The organism is Stenotrophomonas sp. ATCM1_4, assembly GCF_004348115.1.
GTDB lineage: Bacteria > Pseudomonadota > Gammaproteobacteria > Xanthomonadales > Xanthomonadaceae > Stenotrophomonas > Stenotrophomonas capsici.
In genome coordinates this window covers 687,412-704,882 of the sequence record NZ_QPFB01000001.1, presented here as the reverse complement: position 1 = coordinate 704,882, position 17,471 = coordinate 687,412, and the positions used below count along the sequence as shown (strand labels likewise).

Here is a 17,471-nt window from a genome sequence, read left to right as displayed (position 1 = left end):
CATCAGCCCTGGGATTTCGAGGCCGCGTCCGAAGGGAACTCTTCGCGCAACCGCTGTTGGAATCGACCGACGGCACTCCTGTCGCCCAGCCGCTCTTCAATATGAATGGCAAGTTGTAACACGGAAACCGTGGCCGGCGCAGCCGCCAAACGCCGCTGGTAGAAGGCCCGGGCCTCGAAATAGCGCCCATGGAGGACCTCGTTGCGCGCCATCGATTCCAGCGCGTAGGCGTTGTTCGGCGCCGACGCCAGCGCCTGGCGGAGGTTGTCCTCGGCGCGCTCGTTCTGGCCGGCATCGAGCGCACAGCCACCAGCGTTGGCCAGCGCCTCGGCCCGGGAGCCGTAGTTCGCATCGGCCAGGGCACGGTCAAACCAGACCAGCGCCTCGGCCGGATGCCCGTGTGAGCACAGCCAGACGCCGTAGTTGTTCAGCTCCGCGCCCCGGCTCGGCGCCAGCTCGGCGGCCTTGCGGTACAGTGCGCCGGCCTCCTCGTCCTGGCCGCGCTGCGAGGCCACCAACGCCTGCGCGGTGAACGCTTCCGGGCGCGAGGCATCCAGCTTCTGGGCGGAGCGGGCGAACTTCTGGGCATCCTCCAGATCACCGCGACCGAAGCGGTCGCCGGCCACGCCCAGCAGCTCGTCGTACTTCATCCGTTTGCGGGTCTGCGCGTCATCGCGCACCTCGTACACCGGCGCGACCGGCTTGTACCCCTTGATCTTGCCGATCCGCGCATTGCGCTCGCCGCAGCCGGCCAGCAGCAGCGCCACGACCGCCAGCAGGAGCAGCCGGTCAGGCCCGCGCATCCCCGTTTTCCTGTGCTTCCAGCAGACGGTTGAATTCGGCCTGGCGGCGGGTGCGGTCCATCACCTGGCCCTTGAGCTGGCCGCAGGCCGCGTCGATGTCGTCACCGCGGGTACGGCGCACCATCGTCAGCACCTGCGCGTCGAGCAGGATTTTCTGGAAGGCGCGGATCTGCCCCTCGTCCGAACGCTCGTAGCGCGTACCGGGGAACGGATTGAACGGGATCAGGTTGACCTTGCCCGAATCCTTGGCCTGCACCGCGTTGTCGAACTGGCGCATCAAGCGTGCCAGCTGGCGGGCGTGCTCGGGCTGGTCGTTGATGCCCTTCATCAGGGTGTATTCGAAGGTCACCGAATCGCGCTTCTTGTTGCCGCGCAGGTAGCGCGCGCACGACGCCATCAACTCGGCGATCGGGTATTTCCTGTTGAGCGGCACCAGCGTTTCGCGCAGCTCATCATTGGGCGCGTGCAGCGACACGGCCAGCGATACGTCGCTCTCGACCGAGAGGCGATCGATCTGCGGCACCAGGCCGGAGGTGGACAACGTCACGCGTTTGTTGGCCAGGCCGTAGCCCAGGTCATCGCGCATGATGCTCATGGCGCGCACGACGTTGTCGAAATTCATCAGCGGCTCGCCCATGCCCATCATCACCACGTTGGTGAGACGGCGCATCTGGTGCGGCACGTTGCCCAGGTGGCGGGCGGCCACCCATACCTGGCCGATGATCTCGGCGGTGGTCAGGTTGCGGTTGAAGCCCTGGGTGGCGGTCGAGCAGAAGGTGCAGTTCAGGCCGCAACCAACCTGCGAGGACACGCACAGCGTGCCGCGGGTCTTGTCCGGAATGTAGACGGTCTCGATGGCGTTCTTGCCATCCACACCCATCGCCAGCAGCCACTTGTGGGTACCATCGGCGGAGGGCTTGTCGAACACGACATTGGGGACGACGACCTCGGCATGGGCATGCAGCTTGGCGCGCAGCGCCTTGCCGAGGTCGGTCATCTGGTCGAAATCGGTGACGTAGCGGTGGTGGATCCACTTCATCACCTGGTGGGCACGGAACTTCTGTTCGCCGAGGGTTTCGACGAAGAACTTCTCCAGGCCCGCGCGATCAAGGTCGAGCAGGTTCTGCTTGCCAGCGGTCGGCGCCGTTTTCGGCAGCGGCTGGATGGCGGGTGTCTGTACGACCTCGTTCACGGCTTCAACCTTCTTTACTGCTTAGCGCGAAACCACTTCAGTGGCGGCGAAGAAGTAGGCCACTTCAATGGCGGCGTTCTCGACCGAATCCGAACCGTGGGCGGCGTTGGCGTCGATCGAATCAGCGAAATCGGCGCGGATGGTGCCCGGGGCAGCGTCCTTCGGGTTGGTGGCGCCCAGCAGGTCGCGGTGCGCCAGCACGGCGTTCTCGCCTTCCAGGGCCTGGATCATCACCGGGCCGGAGATCATGAACTCGACCAGGGCGTTGAAGAACGGACGCTCGCGGTGCACGGCGTAGAAGCCTTCGGCTTCACGGCGCGAGAGCTGCTTGTACTTGGCGGCCACGACCTTCAGGCCGGCCTTTTCGAAGCGGGCGTAGATCTCGCCGATCACGTTCTTGGCAACGGCGTCGGGCTTGATGATGGAAAGGGTGCGCTCCAGCGCCATGGGAATTCTCCGGTTGTTCAGGGCCGGTCGGCCCGAGGGTACATGAAAAAAACCCGCGTGCGGACGCGGGCTTAGCCTGAATTGCGGTGGCTAATTCTACCGGGTGCCCCGGCCCTTTGCACAGCGCCACGTGAATGATGTTGCGACGCAGCATGACCGAGGCGCCCGGCCGGGCGTAGGATCCAAACAATCGTTTGATTGATTGTGACCACCATGGGCAAACCTGCCAGCTTCTCCACCAAGGACCGCATCCTCGGCGCGGCCGAGGAACTGTTCGCCCAGCACGGCTTCGCCGGTACCTCGCTGCGCCAGGTCACCAGTCACGCGGACGTAAACATCGCGGCGGTCAATTACCACTTCGGGTCCAAGGAAAACCTGGTCAATGAAGTGTTCCGCCGCCGCATGGACGAGATGACCGCCGCCCGCCTGGGCCAGCTGGAACAGGCCCGCAGCAGCCAGCCCGGCGACCTGCGCGCGGTGCTGGCGGCCTTCGTCGAACCGGCGCTGGCCCTGGCACAGGACCGCCAGAGCGGCGGCGCCTTCGTCCGCGTGATCGCCCGCGCCTACGCCGAGAAGAACGACAACCTGCGCAAGTTCCTGTCCGACCACTACGGCCACGTGCTGCGCGAGTTCGGCAAGGCCATCGGCGCTTGCGTGCCTGGCCTGAGCAAGGAAGAGCTGTACTGGCGCCTGGACTTCCTGGCCGGCGCGCTCACCTACGCCATGGCCGATTTCGGCCTGATCAAGCGCCCGCACAACATCAGCGAGGCCGCCCACCGCAGCAAGGCCGCGCAGGAACTGATCCATTTCGCTGAAGCCGGTTTCCGTGCAAGCGCACGTACGCCGGATTCGTCCCTTACCTGATCCACCCGTCATCGCAGACCAAAGGTTTATCGATATGTCCAATTCCCTGCTTGTCCGCCGCGCCGCCGTCCTGGGCGCAGGCGTCATGGGTGCGCAGATCGCCGCCCACCTGACCAATGCCGGCGTCGACACCGTCCTGTTCGACCTGGCTGCCAAGGAAGGTCCGGCCGACGGCATCGTGCTCAAGGCCATCGCCAACCTGGGCAAGTTGAGCCCGGCACCGCTGGCGTCCAAGTCGCTGGCCGAAGCCATCACCCCGGCCAACTACGACTCGGGCCTGGAGCAGCTGCGCGACTGCGACCTGATCATCGAGGCCATCGCTGAACGGATGGACTGGAAGCAGGACCTGTACAAGAAGATCGCCCCGTTCGTGAACGAACACGCGGTGCTGGCCTCCAACACCTCGGGCCTGGGCATCAACAAGCTGGCCGACGTGCTGCCGGAAGAACTGCGCCACCGCTTCAGCGGCGTGCACTTCTTCAACCCGCCGCGCTACATGCACCTGGCCGAGCTGATCCCGGCCAAGACCACCGACAAGTCGGTGCTGGAAGGCCTGGAAACCTTCCTGACCACCAACCTGGGCAAGGGCGTGGTGTACGCCAAGGACACCCCGAACTTCATCGGCAACCGCATCGGCGTGTTCTCGATCCTGTCCACCATCCACCACACCCAGCAGTTCGGCCTGGGCTTCGACGAAGTGGACGGCCTGACCGGCCCGCTGGTCGGCCGCCCGAAGTCGGCGACCTACCGCACCTCCGACGTGGTCGGTTTGGACACCATGGCGCATGTCATCAAGACCATGGGCGACACCCTGCCCGACGACCCGTGGCACAAGTACTTCGCCGCGCCGGCATGGCTGGGCGCGCTGATCGGAAAGGGTGCACTGGGCCAGAAGACCGGCGCGGGCATCTTCCGCAAGATCGGCAAGGACATCATGGTCATCGACCTTGAAAAGCAGGACTACCGTCCGGCCGACCGCGCCGCCGCGCCGGAAGTGGTCGAGATCCTGAAGATCAAGAACCCGGCCGAGAAGTTCGCCAAGCTGCGCGAAAGCCAGCACCCGCATGCCCAGTTCCTGTGGGCGACGTTCCGCGACCTGTTCCATTACAGCGCCTACCACCTGGCCGACATCGCCGAAACCGCGCGCGACGTGGACCTGGCCATCCGCTGGGGCTACGGCTGGTCGCTGGGCCCGTTCGAGACCTGGCAGGCCGCCGGCTGGAAGCAGGTGGCGCAGTGGATCGCCGAGGACATCGCCGCCGGCAAGAGCATGAGCAATGCCCCGTTGCCGGCTTGGGTGCTGGACGGCCGAGACGGCGTGCATGCCGCCGAAGGCAGCTACAGCCCGTCGCAGAATGCACTGGTGCCGCGCTCGTCGCTGCCGGTGTACCAGCGCCAGCGCTTCCCGGATGCGCTGCTCGGCGAGAAGTTCGCTCCGGGCGAGACCGTGTTCGAGAACGACGGCATCCGCCTGTGGACCGACGGTGATGGCATCAGCGTCATCAGCTTCAAGACCAAGATGAACACCGTCTCCGACCAGGTACTGGACGGCATCCAGCACGCCATCGGCCTGTCCGAGAAGCAGTTCAAGGGCGTGGTGATCTGGCAGAACAAGGAGCCCTTCTCCGCCGGCGCCGATCTGTCCGGTGCGCTGGGCGCACTGCAGGCCGGCAAGATCGCCGAGTTCGAGGCGATGGTCGCCAACTTCCAGCGCACCAGCCAGCGCATCAAGTACGCCACCGTGCCAGTGGTGACCGCGGTGCGCGGCCTGGCCCTGGGCGGCGGTTGCGAGTTCCAGATGCATGCGGCCAAGTCGGTCGCCGCGCTGGAAAGCTACATCGGCCTGGTCGAGGCCGGCGTCGGCCTGCTCCCGGCCGGTGGCGGCCTGAAGGAAATCGCCGTGCGCGCCTCGCAGGCCGCCGGTGCCGACGGCGACGTGTTCGCCGAGCTGAAGAAGACCTTCGAAACCGTGGCCATGGCCAAGGTCTCCAACTCCGCGGTCAACGCCAAGGAGCTGGGCCTGATGCGCGGCACCGACAAGGTCGTGTTCAACAGCTTCGAGCTGCTGCACATCGCCAAGGCCGAGGTCACTGCACTGGCCGAGGGCGGCTACCGTCCGCCGCTGCCGGCGCGCCGCATCCGCGTCGCCGGCGACGTGGGCATCGCCACCTTCAAGATGATGCTGGTCAACATGCTCGAAGGCCGCTTCATCAGCCCCTACGACTATGAGATCGCCGAGCGCATCGCCACCGTGCTGTGCGGCGGCAAGGTCGACCGCAACACGCTGGTGGACGAAGAGTGGCTGCTCACCCTGGAGCGCAAGCACTTCGTCGAACTGGCCCAGCAGGAGAAGACCCAGGCCCGCATCGCGCACATGCTCAAAACCGGCAAGCCGCTGCGGAACTGAGTGAGCGTGCTTTAGGCGCGACGCCACCGCGTCGCCCTCGCCCGCCCTCACGCTCACACCTATTGAAGAGATCACTGCAATGACCAAGCAAATCCAGGACGCCTACATCGTCGCCGCCACCCGCACCCCGGTTGGCAAGGCGCCCAAGGGCATGTTCCGCAACACCCGCCCGGACGACATGCTCGCCCACGTGCTCAAGAGCGTGGTCGCCCAGGCCCCGGGCGTGGACGTCAACCGCATCGACGACGCCATCATCGGCTGCGCCATGCCCGAAGCCGAGCAAGGCATGAACGTGGCGCGCATCGGCGTGCTGCTGGCCGGCCTGCCCAACACCATCGCCGCGCAGACGGTGAACCGCTTCTGCTCCTCCGGCCTGCAGGCCGTGGCCATGGCCGCTGACCAGATCCGCCTGGGCAATAGCGACCTGATGCTGGCCGGCGGCACCGAGTCGATGTCGATGGTGCCGATGATGGGCAACAAGATCGCCATGGCGCCGAGCGTGTTCGACAACGACCACACCGCCATTGCCTACGGCATGGGCATCACCGCCGAGAAGGTCGCCGAGGAATGGAAGGTCTCGCGCGAAGACCAGGATGCCTTCGCCCTGGCCTCGCACCAGAAGGCCATCGCCGCGATCCAGAACGGCGAGTTCAAGGACGAGATCAGCCCCTACGAGATCATCTCGCACCTGCCTGATCTGGCCGATGGCAAGCGCATCATTACCCGCACCAAGCTCGCCGACACCGACGAAGGCCCGCGCCTTGATTCCTCGGCAGAAGGCCTGGCCAAGCTGCGTCCGGTGTTTCGCAACGGCCAGTTCGGTGGCTCCGTCACTGCCGGCAACTCCTCGCAGATGAGCGATGGCGCCGGCGCGGTGCTGCTGGCCTCTGAACAGGCCATCAAGGATTACGGCCTGACCCCGCTGGCCCGCTTCGTCAGCTTCTCCGTCGCCGGCGTGCGCCCGGAAGTGATGGGCATCGGCCCGATCGCCGCAATCCCGAAGGCGCTCAAGCAGGCCGGCCTGAGCCAGGACCAGCTGGATTGGATCGAGCTCAACGAAGCCTTCGCCGCACAGTCGCTGGCGGTCATCCGCGACTGCGGCCTGGACCCGAGCAAGGTCAACCCGCTGGGCGGCGCCATCGCCCTGGGCCACCCGCTGGGTGCCACCGGCGCGATCCGTACCGCGACCATCCTGCACGGCCTGCGTCGCCGCCAGCAGAAGTACGGCATGGTCACCATGTGCATCGGCACCGGCATGGGCGCTGCCGGCATCTTCGAGTCGCTGTAATCCAACTCGCCGGATGACGCCGAAAGGGCGGCCCGCGGGCCGCCCTTTTTTTGTGCGCATCGACGTGATGCCCTGAAACCAACGCCCTGATGCTTCGCATGATGCAGAAAGCAGGAAGGGCAGCCAGTGGCTGCCCTTCTGCCCGTCAACCTTGAAGGTCGACGCCCTGCAAGCGCGGGGCTTATTCGGTCAGCATCTTCTGCATGACTTCGCGCGCAGGGCCGGCCAGCTTCGGGTTCTCCAGCGCGAAACGGACCGTGGCCTCGACCAGCCCCAGATGCGTGCCGCAGTCGAAGCGGGTGCCCTCAAACCGATAGGCATCCACCTGCTCGCTGGTGAGCAACTGCGCGATCGCATCGGTCAGCTGGATTTCCCCGCCCGCTCCGGTCCCGGTGGACTCAAGCAGTTCGAAGATCTTCGGGCTCAGCACGTAACGGCCGACCACGGCCAGGTCACTGGGCGCGTCCTCCGGCTTGGGCTTCTCGACGATCTGGGTGATATGCCCCTTGCGCCCGTCGAACTTGTCAGTGGCGACGATGCCGTAGCTGCCGGTCTTCTCGTGGGGCACGTCCTCCACCGCGATGACGCTGGCCCCCGATGCCTCGTTGAGATCGGCCATCTGCTTGAGCGCGCCGTCGCCACGATTCCAGATCAGGTCGTCCGGCAACAGGACCGCGAACGGCTCATCTCCGACGATCGGCTTGGCACACAGCACCGCGTGCCCCAGGCCCAACGCCTCGGTCTGGGTCACGAATACCGCGCGCACGCCCTTGGGCAGTACATGGCGGATCTGTTCCAACTGTTCGGTCTTGCCGGCGCGCTCGAGCTTCTGCTCCAGCTCGTAGGCCTTGTCGAAATAATCGGCCACCGCATGCTTGTAGCGGTTGGTGATGAAGATCAGCGTATCGCAACCAGCCTCGATGGCTTCATCCACCGCGTACTGGATCAACGGACGATCAATGATCGGCAGCATCTCCTTCGGCACGGTCTTGGTCGCAGGCAGGAAGCGCGTCCCCAGGCCTGCAACGGGAAACACCGCCTTTTTGATACGAACACTCATCAATGAATCCTTCCAGCTTCTTTGGTGGGGAACGGCACGATCTTGGCCGAGGTACTGGGCACTCCAGGCTCCTCGATCGGCTTGAACTCGGGAATGGTGGCGGTCAGGATCTGCTGCATCGCCTCGATATCATAGGAAGCAATGGCCTTGCGCAGCGCCGCCACGTTGCCAAGCACCATGTCAGCCGAGAACTCACGCACGCCGGCCTCCATCACCTTGGGATGGACGGTCGGCTGGCAGTTTTCGTCGTGGTAGAACAGGCTCTCGTGCAATTTTTCACCGGCACGCAGGCCCGTATAGACAATGGCGATGTCTGCGCCGGGCACCTTGCCGGCCAGCCGGATCATCTGCTCGGCCAGGTCACGGATCAGTACCGGCTCGCCCATGTCCAGCATGTAGATGGCGCCACGCGAGGACGAGGCGGCCGCCTGCAGGATCAACAGGCAGGCTTCCGGGATCGTCATGAAATAGCGGCTGACGTCCGGATGGGTGACCGTCACCGGCCCACCCTTGCGGATCTGCTCGCGGAAGAACGGCACCACGCTGCCGACCGAACCCAGCACGTTGCCGAAGCGTACGGTGACGAAGCGGGTCGATGGCGCGCGCTTGTTCAGGCTCTGGCAGATCATTTCGGCGTAGCGCTTGCTCGCGCCGAGGGCGTTGACCGGATCCACCGCCTTGTCGGTGGAGATCAACACGAAATTCTCGATCCCGGCTTCCGCACAGGCCGAAGCCACGCACTCGGTTGCCAGTGTGTTGTTGCGCACCGCCTCGCGCAGCTGATCCTCGAGCAACGGCACCTGCTTGTAGGCAGCCGCATGGAACACGGTATCGGGACGGAAGGTACGCAAGGCATGGCGGATCACGGCCGGATCGCCACAATCGCCCAACACCCCCTGCACATCCAGGTCCGGGAAATTGCGCCGCAGCTCGGCCTGGATGTTGATCATCAGCAGTTCGCTGATTTCCAGCACGACGACACGGGTAACACCGTGCCGTGCGCACTGCCGGCACAGCTCCGAACCAATCGAACCACCGCCACCGGTCACCAGCACCGTGCGTCCCCGCAGCCAACCGCGGATCAGTTCCCAGTCGGGCAGGATCGGCTTGCGGCCCAGCAGGTCCTCGATGGCCACTTCCTTGAGTTCACCGGGGAGCGAGCTGCCCTCCAGGATATCGGTCAACCGCGGCACGGTCCGGAACGGCAACCCGGTCCGCTCGCACAAGCCCACGATACGCTGCATGCCCGCGGCATCGATGGTTGGAATGGCAATCACGAGCAGTTTGCTGCTGGTCTCCCGGGCAACCGAGACCAGATCGTCGATCTTGCCCAGGATCGGCACGCCATGCAGCTTCGCGCCCTTCAGATGAATCGAGTCATCAACCAGCCCGACCGGCTCATAGTCGCCTGAGCGACGCAGGTCCTTGATCAACCCTTCCGCCGCCTGCCCTGCACCGATGACCAGCACGCGGCGTGCCCGCGCATCCGAATGCACGGACTGATAGTCCTTCCAAGCCCGGTACAGCAACCGCGGCGTGCCCAGCAGCGCTGAAAGCGCAAACGGATAGACCACCAAAACGGAGATCGGAATGCCGTGAAGCCGCCGGTAGGTGAACAGCACAACGATGGCCAGCAGGCCAATGAAGCTCGCCTTGAAGATATTGATCAGGTCGGCAACGCTGGCGAAACGCCACAGGCCTTGATAAAGGCCGACCTTCCAGAACGCGATCCCTTGTATCGCCACCACGGCCAGCACGTCCAGCGAGAACAGCGGCTGGTCAGGCGCGTTGTCCAGCATTGCGTAACGCGCGGCAAACAGCAGCTGCCACCCCAGCCAGACCATGACCAGATCGTGGAGCATCACCGCATAGCGCAGACCACTACCGGGAAATCGATCATGCCAGGATGCCATTCAGTCGCCGTCCTTATTGAAAAGCCCGATGCGCAGGAAACCCCAGGCGGCTGCAAGCGCAGCCCCCCAGCCCAATCCCCCTGCCCATCCCCAAACTAGGGGAAGGCTTGAAAAGAATACCGTAAATGCCACTCCTGACAGCGTAAGACTGGCGTACATGACCGTGACAATGGCGTGACTTCGGCCACGTTTCACGAACCGCTGATACAGATGTTGGGTATGCGGCTGCATCCAGCGCTCACCCTTGAGTATCCGCGCCAACAAGGTGAACCCCGCATCAACGAGGAACACCGACGGCAATACCAGCCACAACGGCGGGGCCAGCACTGTCGTGCACATGCCCAGTGCCAGCAGTCCGGCTACGAGGTAGCCCAGCGCGCCACTGCCCACATCCCCCATGAAGATCCGGGCACGCGGGAAGTTGAACGGGAGAAACCCCAGGCAACCGGCCGCCAACACTGCGCCCGCGATTCCCAGGGGCCAGGGCAAGAGCACTGCCACCCCGATGCCGACCAGCGCCGCCTGACTGGCGGCCAAGCCGTTGATGCCATCCATGAAGTTCCAGATGTTGATCAGCGACACCGCGAGGAAGGCACAGAACGCCGCTTTCAACGGGTCGCCGGTCGCCCCCAGCACTACCCCGCCCAGCATCAGCGATGCAAGCAGGTGAACACCCAACCGTGGTAGCGCGGGAAGTGGCCGATGGTCGTCCCACCACCCGATTCCCGCCACCAACAGCAACCCTACCGCGAAGACCAGCAGCGCGAACGCGTAAGCGGGGTACAGGAAAGCCAGAACGGAACAGGCAAACACCTGCGATGCAACGATCCCGATCCCGCCACCGCGTGGCGTGGTGACCTGGTGGCTGCGCCGCTCGCCGGGAAGATCGACCAATCGACGACGGATCGCGTAGTGGATGGCCAGCCAGGTCACCCATGCCGCCAGCGCCAGCGTCGCCAGCGGCAGAAGTACGAACGGCATCGGCACGGTTCAGAGCACCGCGAAGTTCAGCAGCGGCTTGACCGTGCCCCACTCCTTGCAGCTCGGGCATTGCCAGTGGTGCGTCCTGGCACCGAAGCCACAACGCGTGCAGCGATAGGCCGGATTGCGGACCAGCAACTGGTCGGTGATGTGCTTGAGGTCCTGCAGCGTGGCGACCGGGTCGGCGCCCTCGGCCAGGGTCAGGTCGATCAGCGCCGATTCACCGCGCACCGAAGGACGATCCTTCAGCTGTCGTCCCAGATAGGCGCGTGCAGGCGCAGTGCCTTCCTGCTCCTCCATCAGACGGGTCAACGCCAGCACCGGCGCGATGCCGCGGTAGTGCTCGGTCATCTCGGCCAGGAATGCGCGCGCGCCAGCCAGATCACCGACATTCCGGTAGTTCTTCAACAGCTGCGGCAGGATCTCCGGCAAGTAGTCCGGGTCATTGCGGGCCGCACGCTCGAACGCACGCACCGCGGCTTCGTCATTGCCAAAGTCGCTCTCCAGGCGTCCCTCGATGATGCCGGCACGCACGCTCATCGCATCCGCCGCATTGGCGCGGTTGATCGCCGCGCGCGCATCCTCCAGACGGCCCGCGGCGCGATAGCGCTCGGCCAGCTCGCATTCGAACTGCCCGATCAGCTTGCCCATCGGTTCGTCGGTGACCTGCTCGTAACGGGTGGCGTTCTCGATCGCCTTTTCCCAGTCGCGCTCGGCCTGGTAGATGCTGATCAGGTGCTTGAGCGCCTGCGGCGCACGCTGGTCCAGCTTGGCCAGGTCGGTGAACACGGTTTCGGCGCGGTCAAGCAGGCCGGACTTCATGTAGTCCTCGCCCAAGGCGAGCAATGCCTGCACGCGCTGCGCATCACTCAGGTCATTGCGGTTGACCAGGCCCTGATGCAGGCGGATGGCGCGATCGACTTCGCCGCGGCGGCGGAACAGATGCCCCAGCGCCACCTGCGTCTCGAAGGTTTCCTTGTCCAGCTCGGCGATATGCAGGAACAGCTCGATGGCCTTGTCCGGCTGCTCGTTGAGCAGGTAATTCAAGCCGCGGAAATAGGTACTGGAAAGCCGGCTGACCTGGTTCTCGCTATGCCGTTGCCCCCCACGGCGGCCCACGACCCAGCCGCTGAGCGCGGCAAGCGGCAGGAACAGGAAGAACCAGAACCACTCACTGATGAATTCCATCTGCGATCAGCGCCCGTCGAAAGGAGAAGGGGATTGCGTCGTTTCGGCCGGTGCTGCCGCCGCGTTGGCTGCAGCCACCACTTTGTTGGCACGGCGCAGCTTGGCGTACATCGGCACGACCAGGCCTGCCATCACCATGCCACCGCCCACCAGGGCGCCGAGCAACAGCGAGGCGATGATTGCCACCCCGGAGGTGGTCTTGAGCATCCAGAAGGCCAGGCTGATCTGGATGGGTTGCGAGTTGAGCGAACCAATCACCAGTCCTCCGACGAGGACGGCCAGCAGGAGCACTAAACGAAAAATCTTCATGGCGCCGTCTGCTCCGATAACAAGAGCCGGTAGCTTACCGAATCAGCGCATGAATTCGCAGCAGGAACCGGGCAGGCTCAGGCGGGATCGCTTTCCAGCGGGATGACGGAACTGACGCGCTCGCGCAATTCCTTGCCTGGCTTGAAGTGCGGCACGTGCTTGCCCGGCAGTGCGACCGAGTCACCCGTCTTCGGGTTGCGGCCCAGGCGCGGCGGGCGGTAATGCAGGGAAAAACTCCCGAAACCGCGGATCTCGATGCGATCCCCGGAGGACAGCGAACCCCCCATCATTTCCAGCAAGGACTTCACCGCCAGATCGACATCATCGGCCTTCAGGTGCGCCTGGTGGCGCGCGAGGATTTCGATCAGTTCGGATTTGGTCATTGCGTACTCGCCAATGGCTGGTTCTCTAGCCTGAAGCGGCCCGGACTGATCGTCCGGGCCGCCCAGATACATCTACAACAAGGATGTCCGATTATTACTCGGACTTGTTGCCATTCAACTGCGCGCGCAGCAGGGCACCCAGCTGGGTGGTGCCGCCCGAAGAGGACTGGTATTCCTCCAGCACTTCGCGCATTTCAGCATCGTCCTTGGCCTTGATCGACAGCTGCAGGGTGCGGCCCTTGCGGTCCATGCCCACGAACTTGGCTTCGACCTTGTCGCCGACCTTCAGGAACTGGGTGGCGTCGTCGACGCGCTCGTTGGCGACGTCACGTGCCGACACGTAGCCTTCGATGCCGTCAGCCAGCTCGATGGTCGCGCCCTTGGCGTCAACTTCCTTCACGACGCCTTCGACCTTCGAACCCTTCGGGTTGGCAGCCATGTACTGGCCGAACGGATCCTGCTCCAGCTGCTTGACGCCCAGCGAGATGCGCTCACGCTCCGGATCAACCGCCAGCACGACGGCATCCAGGGTGTCGCCCTTCTTGAAGTTGCGGACCACGTCTTCGCCGGTGGTGTTCCAGCTGATGTCGGACAGGTGCACCAGGCCGTCGATACCGCCGTCCAGGCCGATGAAGATGCCGAAGTCGGTGATCGACTTGATCTGGCCCGACACCTTGTCGCCCTTCTTGTGGATGGCAGCGAAGGTTTCCCACGGATTGGCGGCAACCTGCTTCATGCCCAGCGAGATGCGGCGACGCTCTTCGTCCACGTCCAGCACCATCACTTCGACTTCGTCACCGACCTGCACGACCTTGGACGGGTTGACGTTCTTGTTGGTCCAATCCATCTCGGACACGTGCACCAGGCCTTCGACGCCCGGCTCGATCTCGACGAACGCGCCGTAATCGGTCACGTTGGAGACCTTGCCGAACACGCGGCTGTTGGCCGGGTAACGACGCGAGATGTTGTCCCACGGATCCTCGCCCAGCTGCTTCAGGCCCAGCGAAACGCGGTTGCGCTCGCGGTCGAACTTCAGCACGCGCACGTCCAGCTCGTCGCCGACGTTCACGACTTCGGACGGATGGCGCACGCGCTTCCATGCCATGTCGGTGATGTGCAGCAGGCCGTCGATGCCGCCCAGGTCCACGAACGCGCCGTAGTCGGTCAGGTTCTTGACGACACCCTTCAGGATCGCGCCTTCCTGCAGCTTGTCCATCAGCTGCTCGCGCTCTTCCGAATGCTCGCTCTCGACGACTGCACGGCGGGAAACGACCACGTTGTTACGCTTGCGGTCGAGCTTGATGAGCTTGAACTCCAGCTCCTTGCCTTCCAGGTAGGCCGGGTCGCGCACCGGGCGCACATCGACCAGCGAACCGGGCAGGAACGCGCGGACATCCTTGATGTCCACGGTGAAACCACCCTTGACCTTGCCGCTGATGCGGCCGGTGATGGTTTCGTTCTTTTCCAACGCTTCTTCCAGCTCGTCCCACACCATGGCGCGCTTGGCCTTCTCGCGCGACAGGACGGTTTCGCCGAAGCCGTTCTCGATGGAGTCCAGCGCGACCTTCACCTGGTCGCCCACGCCCACATCGATCTCGCCAGCGTCGTTACGGAACTGTTCGATCGGCACGATGCCTTCGGACTTCAGGCCGGCGTTGATCACGACCACGTCGCCGCGGACGTCAACGACGGTACCGACAACGATGGCGCCGGGCTTCAGCTTGGCCAGGTTGGCCTGGCTGGCTTCAAACAGTTCTGCAAATGATTCGGTCATTGGATTTACTCAGTTGAACACACGGACAGCGGATTCGTTGCGGAAACCCGGACTGTCCAGCCTGTTGTACGACCCCATGCAGGCGGCCGTGTGAATGGAAAAGCCCACCACGCACCATTGCGCAGCGGGGTTGTTGCAACTTCTCTTCGCGACTGCGGCCGGTGCACTGGCCACACTCAACACTGCGTGGATCACGGGCCCGTTGCGGGGACCAGATCCAGCACCTTGGCAACGACGTCGTCGATGCCAATTCCGCTGGTGTCGATGAAAACGGCGTCTTCGGCCGGCTTCAGGGGCGCCACTGCGCGCTGTGCATCACGGGCGTCGCGGGCCATGATCTCGCGCAGGAGGTCATCAAAGTTAACCGAAACCCCTTTTTCTTTCAACTGCTTATGCCGGCGATTGGCACGTTCCTCGGCGCTAGCGGTCAGGAAGACCTTGAATGGGGCATCCGGGAAGATCACCGTTCCCATGTCGCGCCCGTCAGCCACCAGACCCGGCTCGACCCTGAATGCGCGCTGGCGCTCCTTCAGCGCCGCACGCACCTCCGGGATGGCCGCGATCGCAGAGGCCAGCGCGCCCGTGGTCTCCAGCCGCAACTCATCGGTGGCGTCGGTGCCATTGACCAGCACGCGCAGGCTTTCGCCCTGTTCAGCGAACTGAACCCGGGTATCGAAGGTGCAACGCACCAGCGCCGAGGCATCGGAGGTGTCGATATCGGCCCAGCTCGCCGCCACGCCCACCGCCCGGTACAGCGCGCCCGAATCTAGGTAGTGCCAGCCCAGGCGGCGCGCGACGATGCGGCTGACCGTGCCCTTGCCGGCCCCGGACGGGCCATCGATGGTGAGAACGGGGGGGAGCTGGCTCATGTGGCTGCCTGAGTCTGAACGGGAATCGCGCTATTCTAACGCCCCGCGCGGACGCCCCGCCGCCCGATTTGCCGCAACCACTTGAACGCGCATGGAAATGCCCGGTAGAATGGCGGGCTTGAACGAGCGTCATCCTGCATATCCGCGGCCGCGCTCCTGAGATTCCCAACAGTTATCCGCCGAGGTATGCCATGAAAGTCCTGTCCTCCCTGAAGTCGGCGAAGGCTCGTCACCGCGATTGCAAGGTCGTTCGCCGTCGCGGCAAGATCTTCGTGATCTGCAAGTCGAACCCGCGCTTCAAGGCTCGCCAGCGTTGAGCCAACTGGCCTAGGCCAGCACCGGTCGCCGCAAGGCCGCCGGAATCCGCAAAAAGCCGCCTTCGGGCGGTTTTTTGCATCCAGCTTCCGGCACAGACGTGTTCCAGCGCAACCAAACGACGCCAAGCCGGTTTTTCGTCGCCGTTTTTTGCTGTAATCGCCACTTGTCCTCTGGGGAGAAGCGACCATGAAGCAATTGTTCCAAGCACTGACCCTGACCGCCCTGCTGGGCGGGGCACCGGCCGCGATGGCCGACACCCTGCTCATCGACCGCGCCCAGGAAAAGCCGGCCGGCGCCCTGCCGGCACGCGGCGACACCGCGCAGCAGGTGGAAGCCCGCTTCGGCGCGCCGCAGGAGCGGCTGGAGCCGCGTGGCGGCCAGAAGCGCCAGTGGCCGACCATCAACCGCTGGGTCTACCCGGCGTTCACCGTGTATTTCGAACGGCAGCGCGTCATCGACGTGGTGGCCAACCAGGCCAGTCCCGGTGAAGTCGGGCCCAAGCCGCCGATCCGCTGACCCTTGTCCCGGCGGCCGGTGCCGGTCATCGGTCACCGCCTACGCCCGCGCCAGTGCGCCGGGCCCTGAAACTGCAGGAAGAAATGAACGACACGCTCCGCTTCCCGGCCGAATGGGAATCCCAGTCCGGCGTCCTCATCGCCTGGCCACACGCCGACACCGATTGGGCCGAGCGCCTGGCCGAGGTCGAAGAAACCTATATCGCGCTGGTTGCCGCCATCACCCGCTTCCAGCCGGTACTGATCTGCGTGGCCGATGACGACGTCGAGACCTACGCCGAAATGCGCCTGCGCTCTAACCGGATCGACATGGCGCGCGTGCAGTTCGTCACCGCGCCGTACGACGACACCTGGCTGCGTGACTCCGGCCCGATCACCCTCACCCGCGCCGACGGCAGCTTCCAGCTGCTGGACTTCCGCTTCACCGGCTGGGGCGGCAAGTTCGACGCCAGCCTCGACGACCAGCTGGTCGGCGTGTTGCACGGCGCCGGTGTGTTCAACGCGAAGGCTGATGTCCGCAGCATTCCGTTCGCCCTGGAAGGCGGCGCGATCGACACCGACGGTGCCGGCACCCTGCTGACCACCTGGCAGTGCCTGCATGAGCGCCACCCGGAGCGTGACCGTGCCTCGCTGGGCGCGGACATGGCGCAGTGGATGCAGCAGGACCGCGTGCTGTGGCTGGACCACGGCTACCTGGAAGGCGACGACACCGACGCCCACGTCGATACTCTCGCCCGTTTCGCCTCAGCCGACAGCATCGTCTACCAGAACTGCGATGACCCGCAGGACTCGCATTACGCCGAACTGCAGGCCATGGGTGCCGAGCTGGCCGCACTGCGCACCGCCGATGGACAGCCCTACCGCCTGTTCCCGCTGCCGTGGGCACAACCGGTGCTGGACGAAGGTCGCCGCCTGGCGGCCTCCTACGCCAACTTCCTGATCATCGACGGCGCGGTACTGATGCCAGCCTATGGCGACGCGGCCGACGATGCCGCGCGCGACGTGCTAGTGCAGGCGTTCCCGGGTCGCGAGATCGTGCAGGTCCCCTGCCGCTCGCTGATCTGGCAGAACGGCAGCCTGCATTGCATCACCATGCAGTTGCCGGCCGGCCTGCTCAAGCACTGAGCCGGCCGCGGAGGAGCCCGGCCATGCCCGGCTCC

17 protein-coding genes are annotated in these 17,471 nt (G+C 64.8%); 6 read left to right on the top strand and 11 right to left on the bottom strand.

Going from position 1 to position 17,471, the window contains the following annotated elements:
- Positions 1-2 precede the first annotated feature (2 nt).
- Genes ATCM_RS03350 through ndk form a run of 3 tightly spaced genes read right to left on the bottom strand, consistent with a single transcriptional unit; the run spans position 3 to position 2,442 of the window.
- A complete protein-coding gene (locus tag ATCM_RS03350) occupies positions 3-803 on the bottom strand; it encodes a type IV pilus biogenesis/stability protein PilW (protein WP_132862835.1) in 801 nt (266 codons plus the stop codon).
- A complete protein-coding gene (gene rlmN, locus ATCM_RS03345) occupies positions 790-1,995 on the bottom strand; it encodes a 23S rRNA (adenine(2503)-C(2))-methyltransferase RlmN (protein WP_132862834.1) in 1,206 nt (401 codons plus the stop codon). The genes ATCM_RS03350 and rlmN overlap by 14 nt, the downstream gene beginning before the upstream one ends.
- Positions 1,996-2,016: 21 nt before the next feature.
- Entirely contained in the window at positions 2,017-2,442 is a 426-nt protein-coding gene (ndk, locus tag ATCM_RS03340) for a nucleoside-diphosphate kinase (RefSeq protein ID WP_108749396.1), read from the bottom strand.
- Positions 2,443-2,655: 213 nt separating this feature from the next.
- Between ndk and ATCM_RS03335 the strand changes: the two genes are divergently transcribed.
- The 3 genes from ATCM_RS03335 to ATCM_RS03325 all read left to right on the top strand — a co-directional run bounded on the left by ATCM_RS03335 (position 2,656) and on the right by ATCM_RS03325 (position 7,001).
- Entirely contained in the window at positions 2,656-3,306 is a 651-nt protein-coding gene (locus tag ATCM_RS03335) for a TetR family transcriptional regulator (RefSeq protein ID WP_132862833.1), read from the top strand.
- A gap of 34 nt (positions 3,307-3,340) precedes the next feature.
- The gene (locus ATCM_RS03330) at positions 3,341-5,713 is read left to right on the top strand and encodes a 3-hydroxyacyl-CoA dehydrogenase/enoyl-CoA hydratase family protein (RefSeq protein WP_132862832.1); all 2,373 of its coding nucleotides are present in this window, start codon (positions 3,341-3,343) and stop codon (positions 5,711-5,713) included.
- A 79-nt stretch (positions 5,714-5,792) separates the two neighbouring features.
- Positions 5,793-7,001 carry an acetyl-CoA C-acyltransferase gene (locus tag ATCM_RS03325; RefSeq protein WP_132862831.1) on the top strand — a complete coding sequence of 403 codons (1,209 nt, stop codon included), beginning with the start codon at positions 5,793-5,795 and terminating at the stop codon, positions 6,999-7,001.
- 181 nt (positions 7,002-7,182) lie between these two features.
- On the opposite strand, the gene galU is transcribed toward ATCM_RS03325, so the two are convergent.
- The 8 genes from galU to cmk all read right to left on the bottom strand — a co-directional run bounded on the left by galU (position 7,183) and on the right by cmk (position 15,478).
- Positions 7,183-8,061, bottom strand: a complete 879-nt coding sequence (gene galU, locus ATCM_RS03320) for a UTP--glucose-1-phosphate uridylyltransferase GalU (RefSeq protein WP_132862830.1) — start codon at positions 8,059-8,061, stop codon at positions 7,183-7,185.
- Positions 8,061-9,974, bottom strand: a complete 1,914-nt coding sequence (locus tag ATCM_RS03315) for a nucleoside-diphosphate sugar epimerase/dehydratase (RefSeq protein WP_165931110.1) — start codon at positions 9,972-9,974, stop codon at positions 8,061-8,063. Before ATCM_RS03315 ends, galU begins: the two co-directional genes overlap by 1 nt.
- A complete protein-coding gene (locus ATCM_RS03310; protein WP_132862829.1) occupies positions 9,975-10,955 on the bottom strand; it encodes a glycosyltransferase family 4 protein in 981 nt (326 codons plus the stop codon). It abuts the gene before it with no gap.
- Between the two features lie 9 nt (positions 10,956-10,964).
- Positions 10,965-12,143, bottom strand: a complete 1,179-nt coding sequence (gene lapB / locus ATCM_RS03305; RefSeq protein ID WP_132862828.1) for a lipopolysaccharide assembly protein LapB — start codon at positions 12,141-12,143, stop codon at positions 10,965-10,967.
- Positions 12,144-12,149: 6 nt separating this feature from the next.
- Positions 12,150-12,452, bottom strand: a complete 303-nt coding sequence (locus tag ATCM_RS03300) for a lipopolysaccharide assembly protein LapA domain-containing protein (protein ID WP_132862827.1) — start codon at positions 12,450-12,452, stop codon at positions 12,150-12,152.
- Positions 12,453-12,529: 77 nt separating this feature from the next.
- Entirely contained in the window at positions 12,530-12,835 is a 306-nt protein-coding gene (locus tag ATCM_RS03295) for an integration host factor subunit beta (protein ID WP_132866053.1), read from the bottom strand.
- Between the two features lie 94 nt (positions 12,836-12,929).
- Positions 12,930-14,609, bottom strand: a complete 1,680-nt coding sequence (rpsA, locus tag ATCM_RS03290; RefSeq protein WP_132862826.1) for a 30S ribosomal protein S1 — start codon at positions 14,607-14,609, stop codon at positions 12,930-12,932.
- A 191-nt stretch (positions 14,610-14,800) separates the two neighbouring features.
- Positions 14,801-15,478, bottom strand: coding sequence for a (d)CMP kinase (cmk, locus tag ATCM_RS03285; protein WP_132862825.1), 678 nt, complete (start codon positions 15,476-15,478; stop codon positions 14,801-14,803).
- A 191-nt stretch (positions 15,479-15,669) separates the two neighbouring features.
- On the opposite strand from cmk, the gene ykgO reads away from it, so the two are divergent.
- The 3 genes from ykgO (at position 15,670) to ATCM_RS03270 (ending at position 17,436) form a co-directional block, all read left to right on the top strand.
- Positions 15,670-15,795, top strand: a complete 126-nt coding sequence (gene ykgO / locus ATCM_RS03280; protein ID WP_005409283.1) for a type B 50S ribosomal protein L36 — start codon at positions 15,670-15,672, stop codon at positions 15,793-15,795.
- A 187-nt stretch (positions 15,796-15,982) separates the two neighbouring features.
- Positions 15,983-16,312 carry a hypothetical protein gene (locus tag ATCM_RS03275; protein WP_132862824.1) on the top strand — a complete coding sequence of 110 codons (330 nt, stop codon included), beginning with the start codon at positions 15,983-15,985 and terminating at the stop codon, positions 16,310-16,312.
- 83 nt (positions 16,313-16,395) lie between these two features.
- A complete protein-coding gene (locus ATCM_RS03270; protein ID WP_132862823.1) occupies positions 16,396-17,436 on the top strand; it encodes an agmatine deiminase family protein in 1,041 nt (346 codons plus the stop codon).
- The last annotated feature ends 35 nt before the right edge of the window (positions 17,437-17,471 follow it).

What these genes read in the sequence shown, in the direction of transcription:
- ATCM_RS03325 (WP_132862831.1), top strand. Translation starts at nt 5,793, where the DNA reads ATGACCAAGCAAATCCAGGACGCCTACATCGTCGCCGCCACCCGCACC.
- ATCM_RS03270 (WP_132862823.1), top strand. Translation starts at nt 16,396, where the DNA reads ATGAACGACACGCTCCGCTTCCCGGCCGAATGGGAATCCCAGTCCGGC.
- ATCM_RS03330 (WP_132862832.1), top strand. Translation starts at nt 3,341, where the DNA reads ATGTCCAATTCCCTGCTTGTCCGCCGCGCCGCCGTCCTGGGCGCAGGC.
- galU (WP_132862830.1), bottom strand. Translation starts at nt 8,061, where the DNA reads ATGAGTGTTCGTATCAAAAAGGCGGTGTTTCCCGTTGCAGGCCTGGGG.
- cmk (WP_132862825.1), bottom strand. Translation starts at nt 15,478, where the DNA reads ATGAGCCAGCTCCCCCCCGTTCTCACCATCGATGGCCCGTCCGGGGCC.
- ATCM_RS03300 (WP_132862827.1), bottom strand. Translation starts at nt 12,452, where the DNA reads ATGAAGATTTTTCGTTTAGTGCTCCTGCTGGCCGTCCTCGTCGGAGGA.
- ndk (WP_108749396.1), bottom strand. Translation starts at nt 2,442, where the DNA reads ATGGCGCTGGAGCGCACCCTTTCCATCATCAAGCCCGACGCCGTTGCC.
- ATCM_RS03315 (WP_165931110.1), bottom strand. Translation starts at nt 9,974, where the DNA reads ATGGCATCCTGGCATGATCGATTTCCCGGTAGTGGTCTGCGCTATGCG.
- ATCM_RS03275 (WP_132862824.1), top strand. Translation starts at nt 15,983, where the DNA reads ATGAAGCAATTGTTCCAAGCACTGACCCTGACCGCCCTGCTGGGCGGG.
- ATCM_RS03310 (WP_132862829.1), bottom strand. Translation starts at nt 10,955, where the DNA reads ATGCCGTTCGTACTTCTGCCGCTGGCGACGCTGGCGCTGGCGGCATGG.
- ATCM_RS03350 (WP_132862835.1), bottom strand. Translation starts at nt 803, where the DNA reads ATGCGCGGGCCTGACCGGCTGCTCCTGCTGGCGGTCGTGGCGCTGCTG.
- ykgO (WP_005409283.1), top strand. Translation starts at nt 15,670, where the DNA reads ATGAAAGTCCTGTCCTCCCTGAAGTCGGCGAAGGCTCGTCACCGCGAT.
- lapB (WP_132862828.1), bottom strand. Translation starts at nt 12,143, where the DNA reads ATGGAATTCATCAGTGAGTGGTTCTGGTTCTTCCTGTTCCTGCCGCTT.
- rpsA (WP_132862826.1), bottom strand. Translation starts at nt 14,609, where the DNA reads ATGACCGAATCATTTGCAGAACTGTTTGAAGCCAGCCAGGCCAACCTG.
- ATCM_RS03335 (WP_132862833.1), top strand. Translation starts at nt 2,656, where the DNA reads ATGGGCAAACCTGCCAGCTTCTCCACCAAGGACCGCATCCTCGGCGCG.
- ATCM_RS03295 (WP_132866053.1), bottom strand. Translation starts at nt 12,835, where the DNA reads ATGACCAAATCCGAACTGATCGAAATCCTCGCGCGCCACCAGGCGCAC.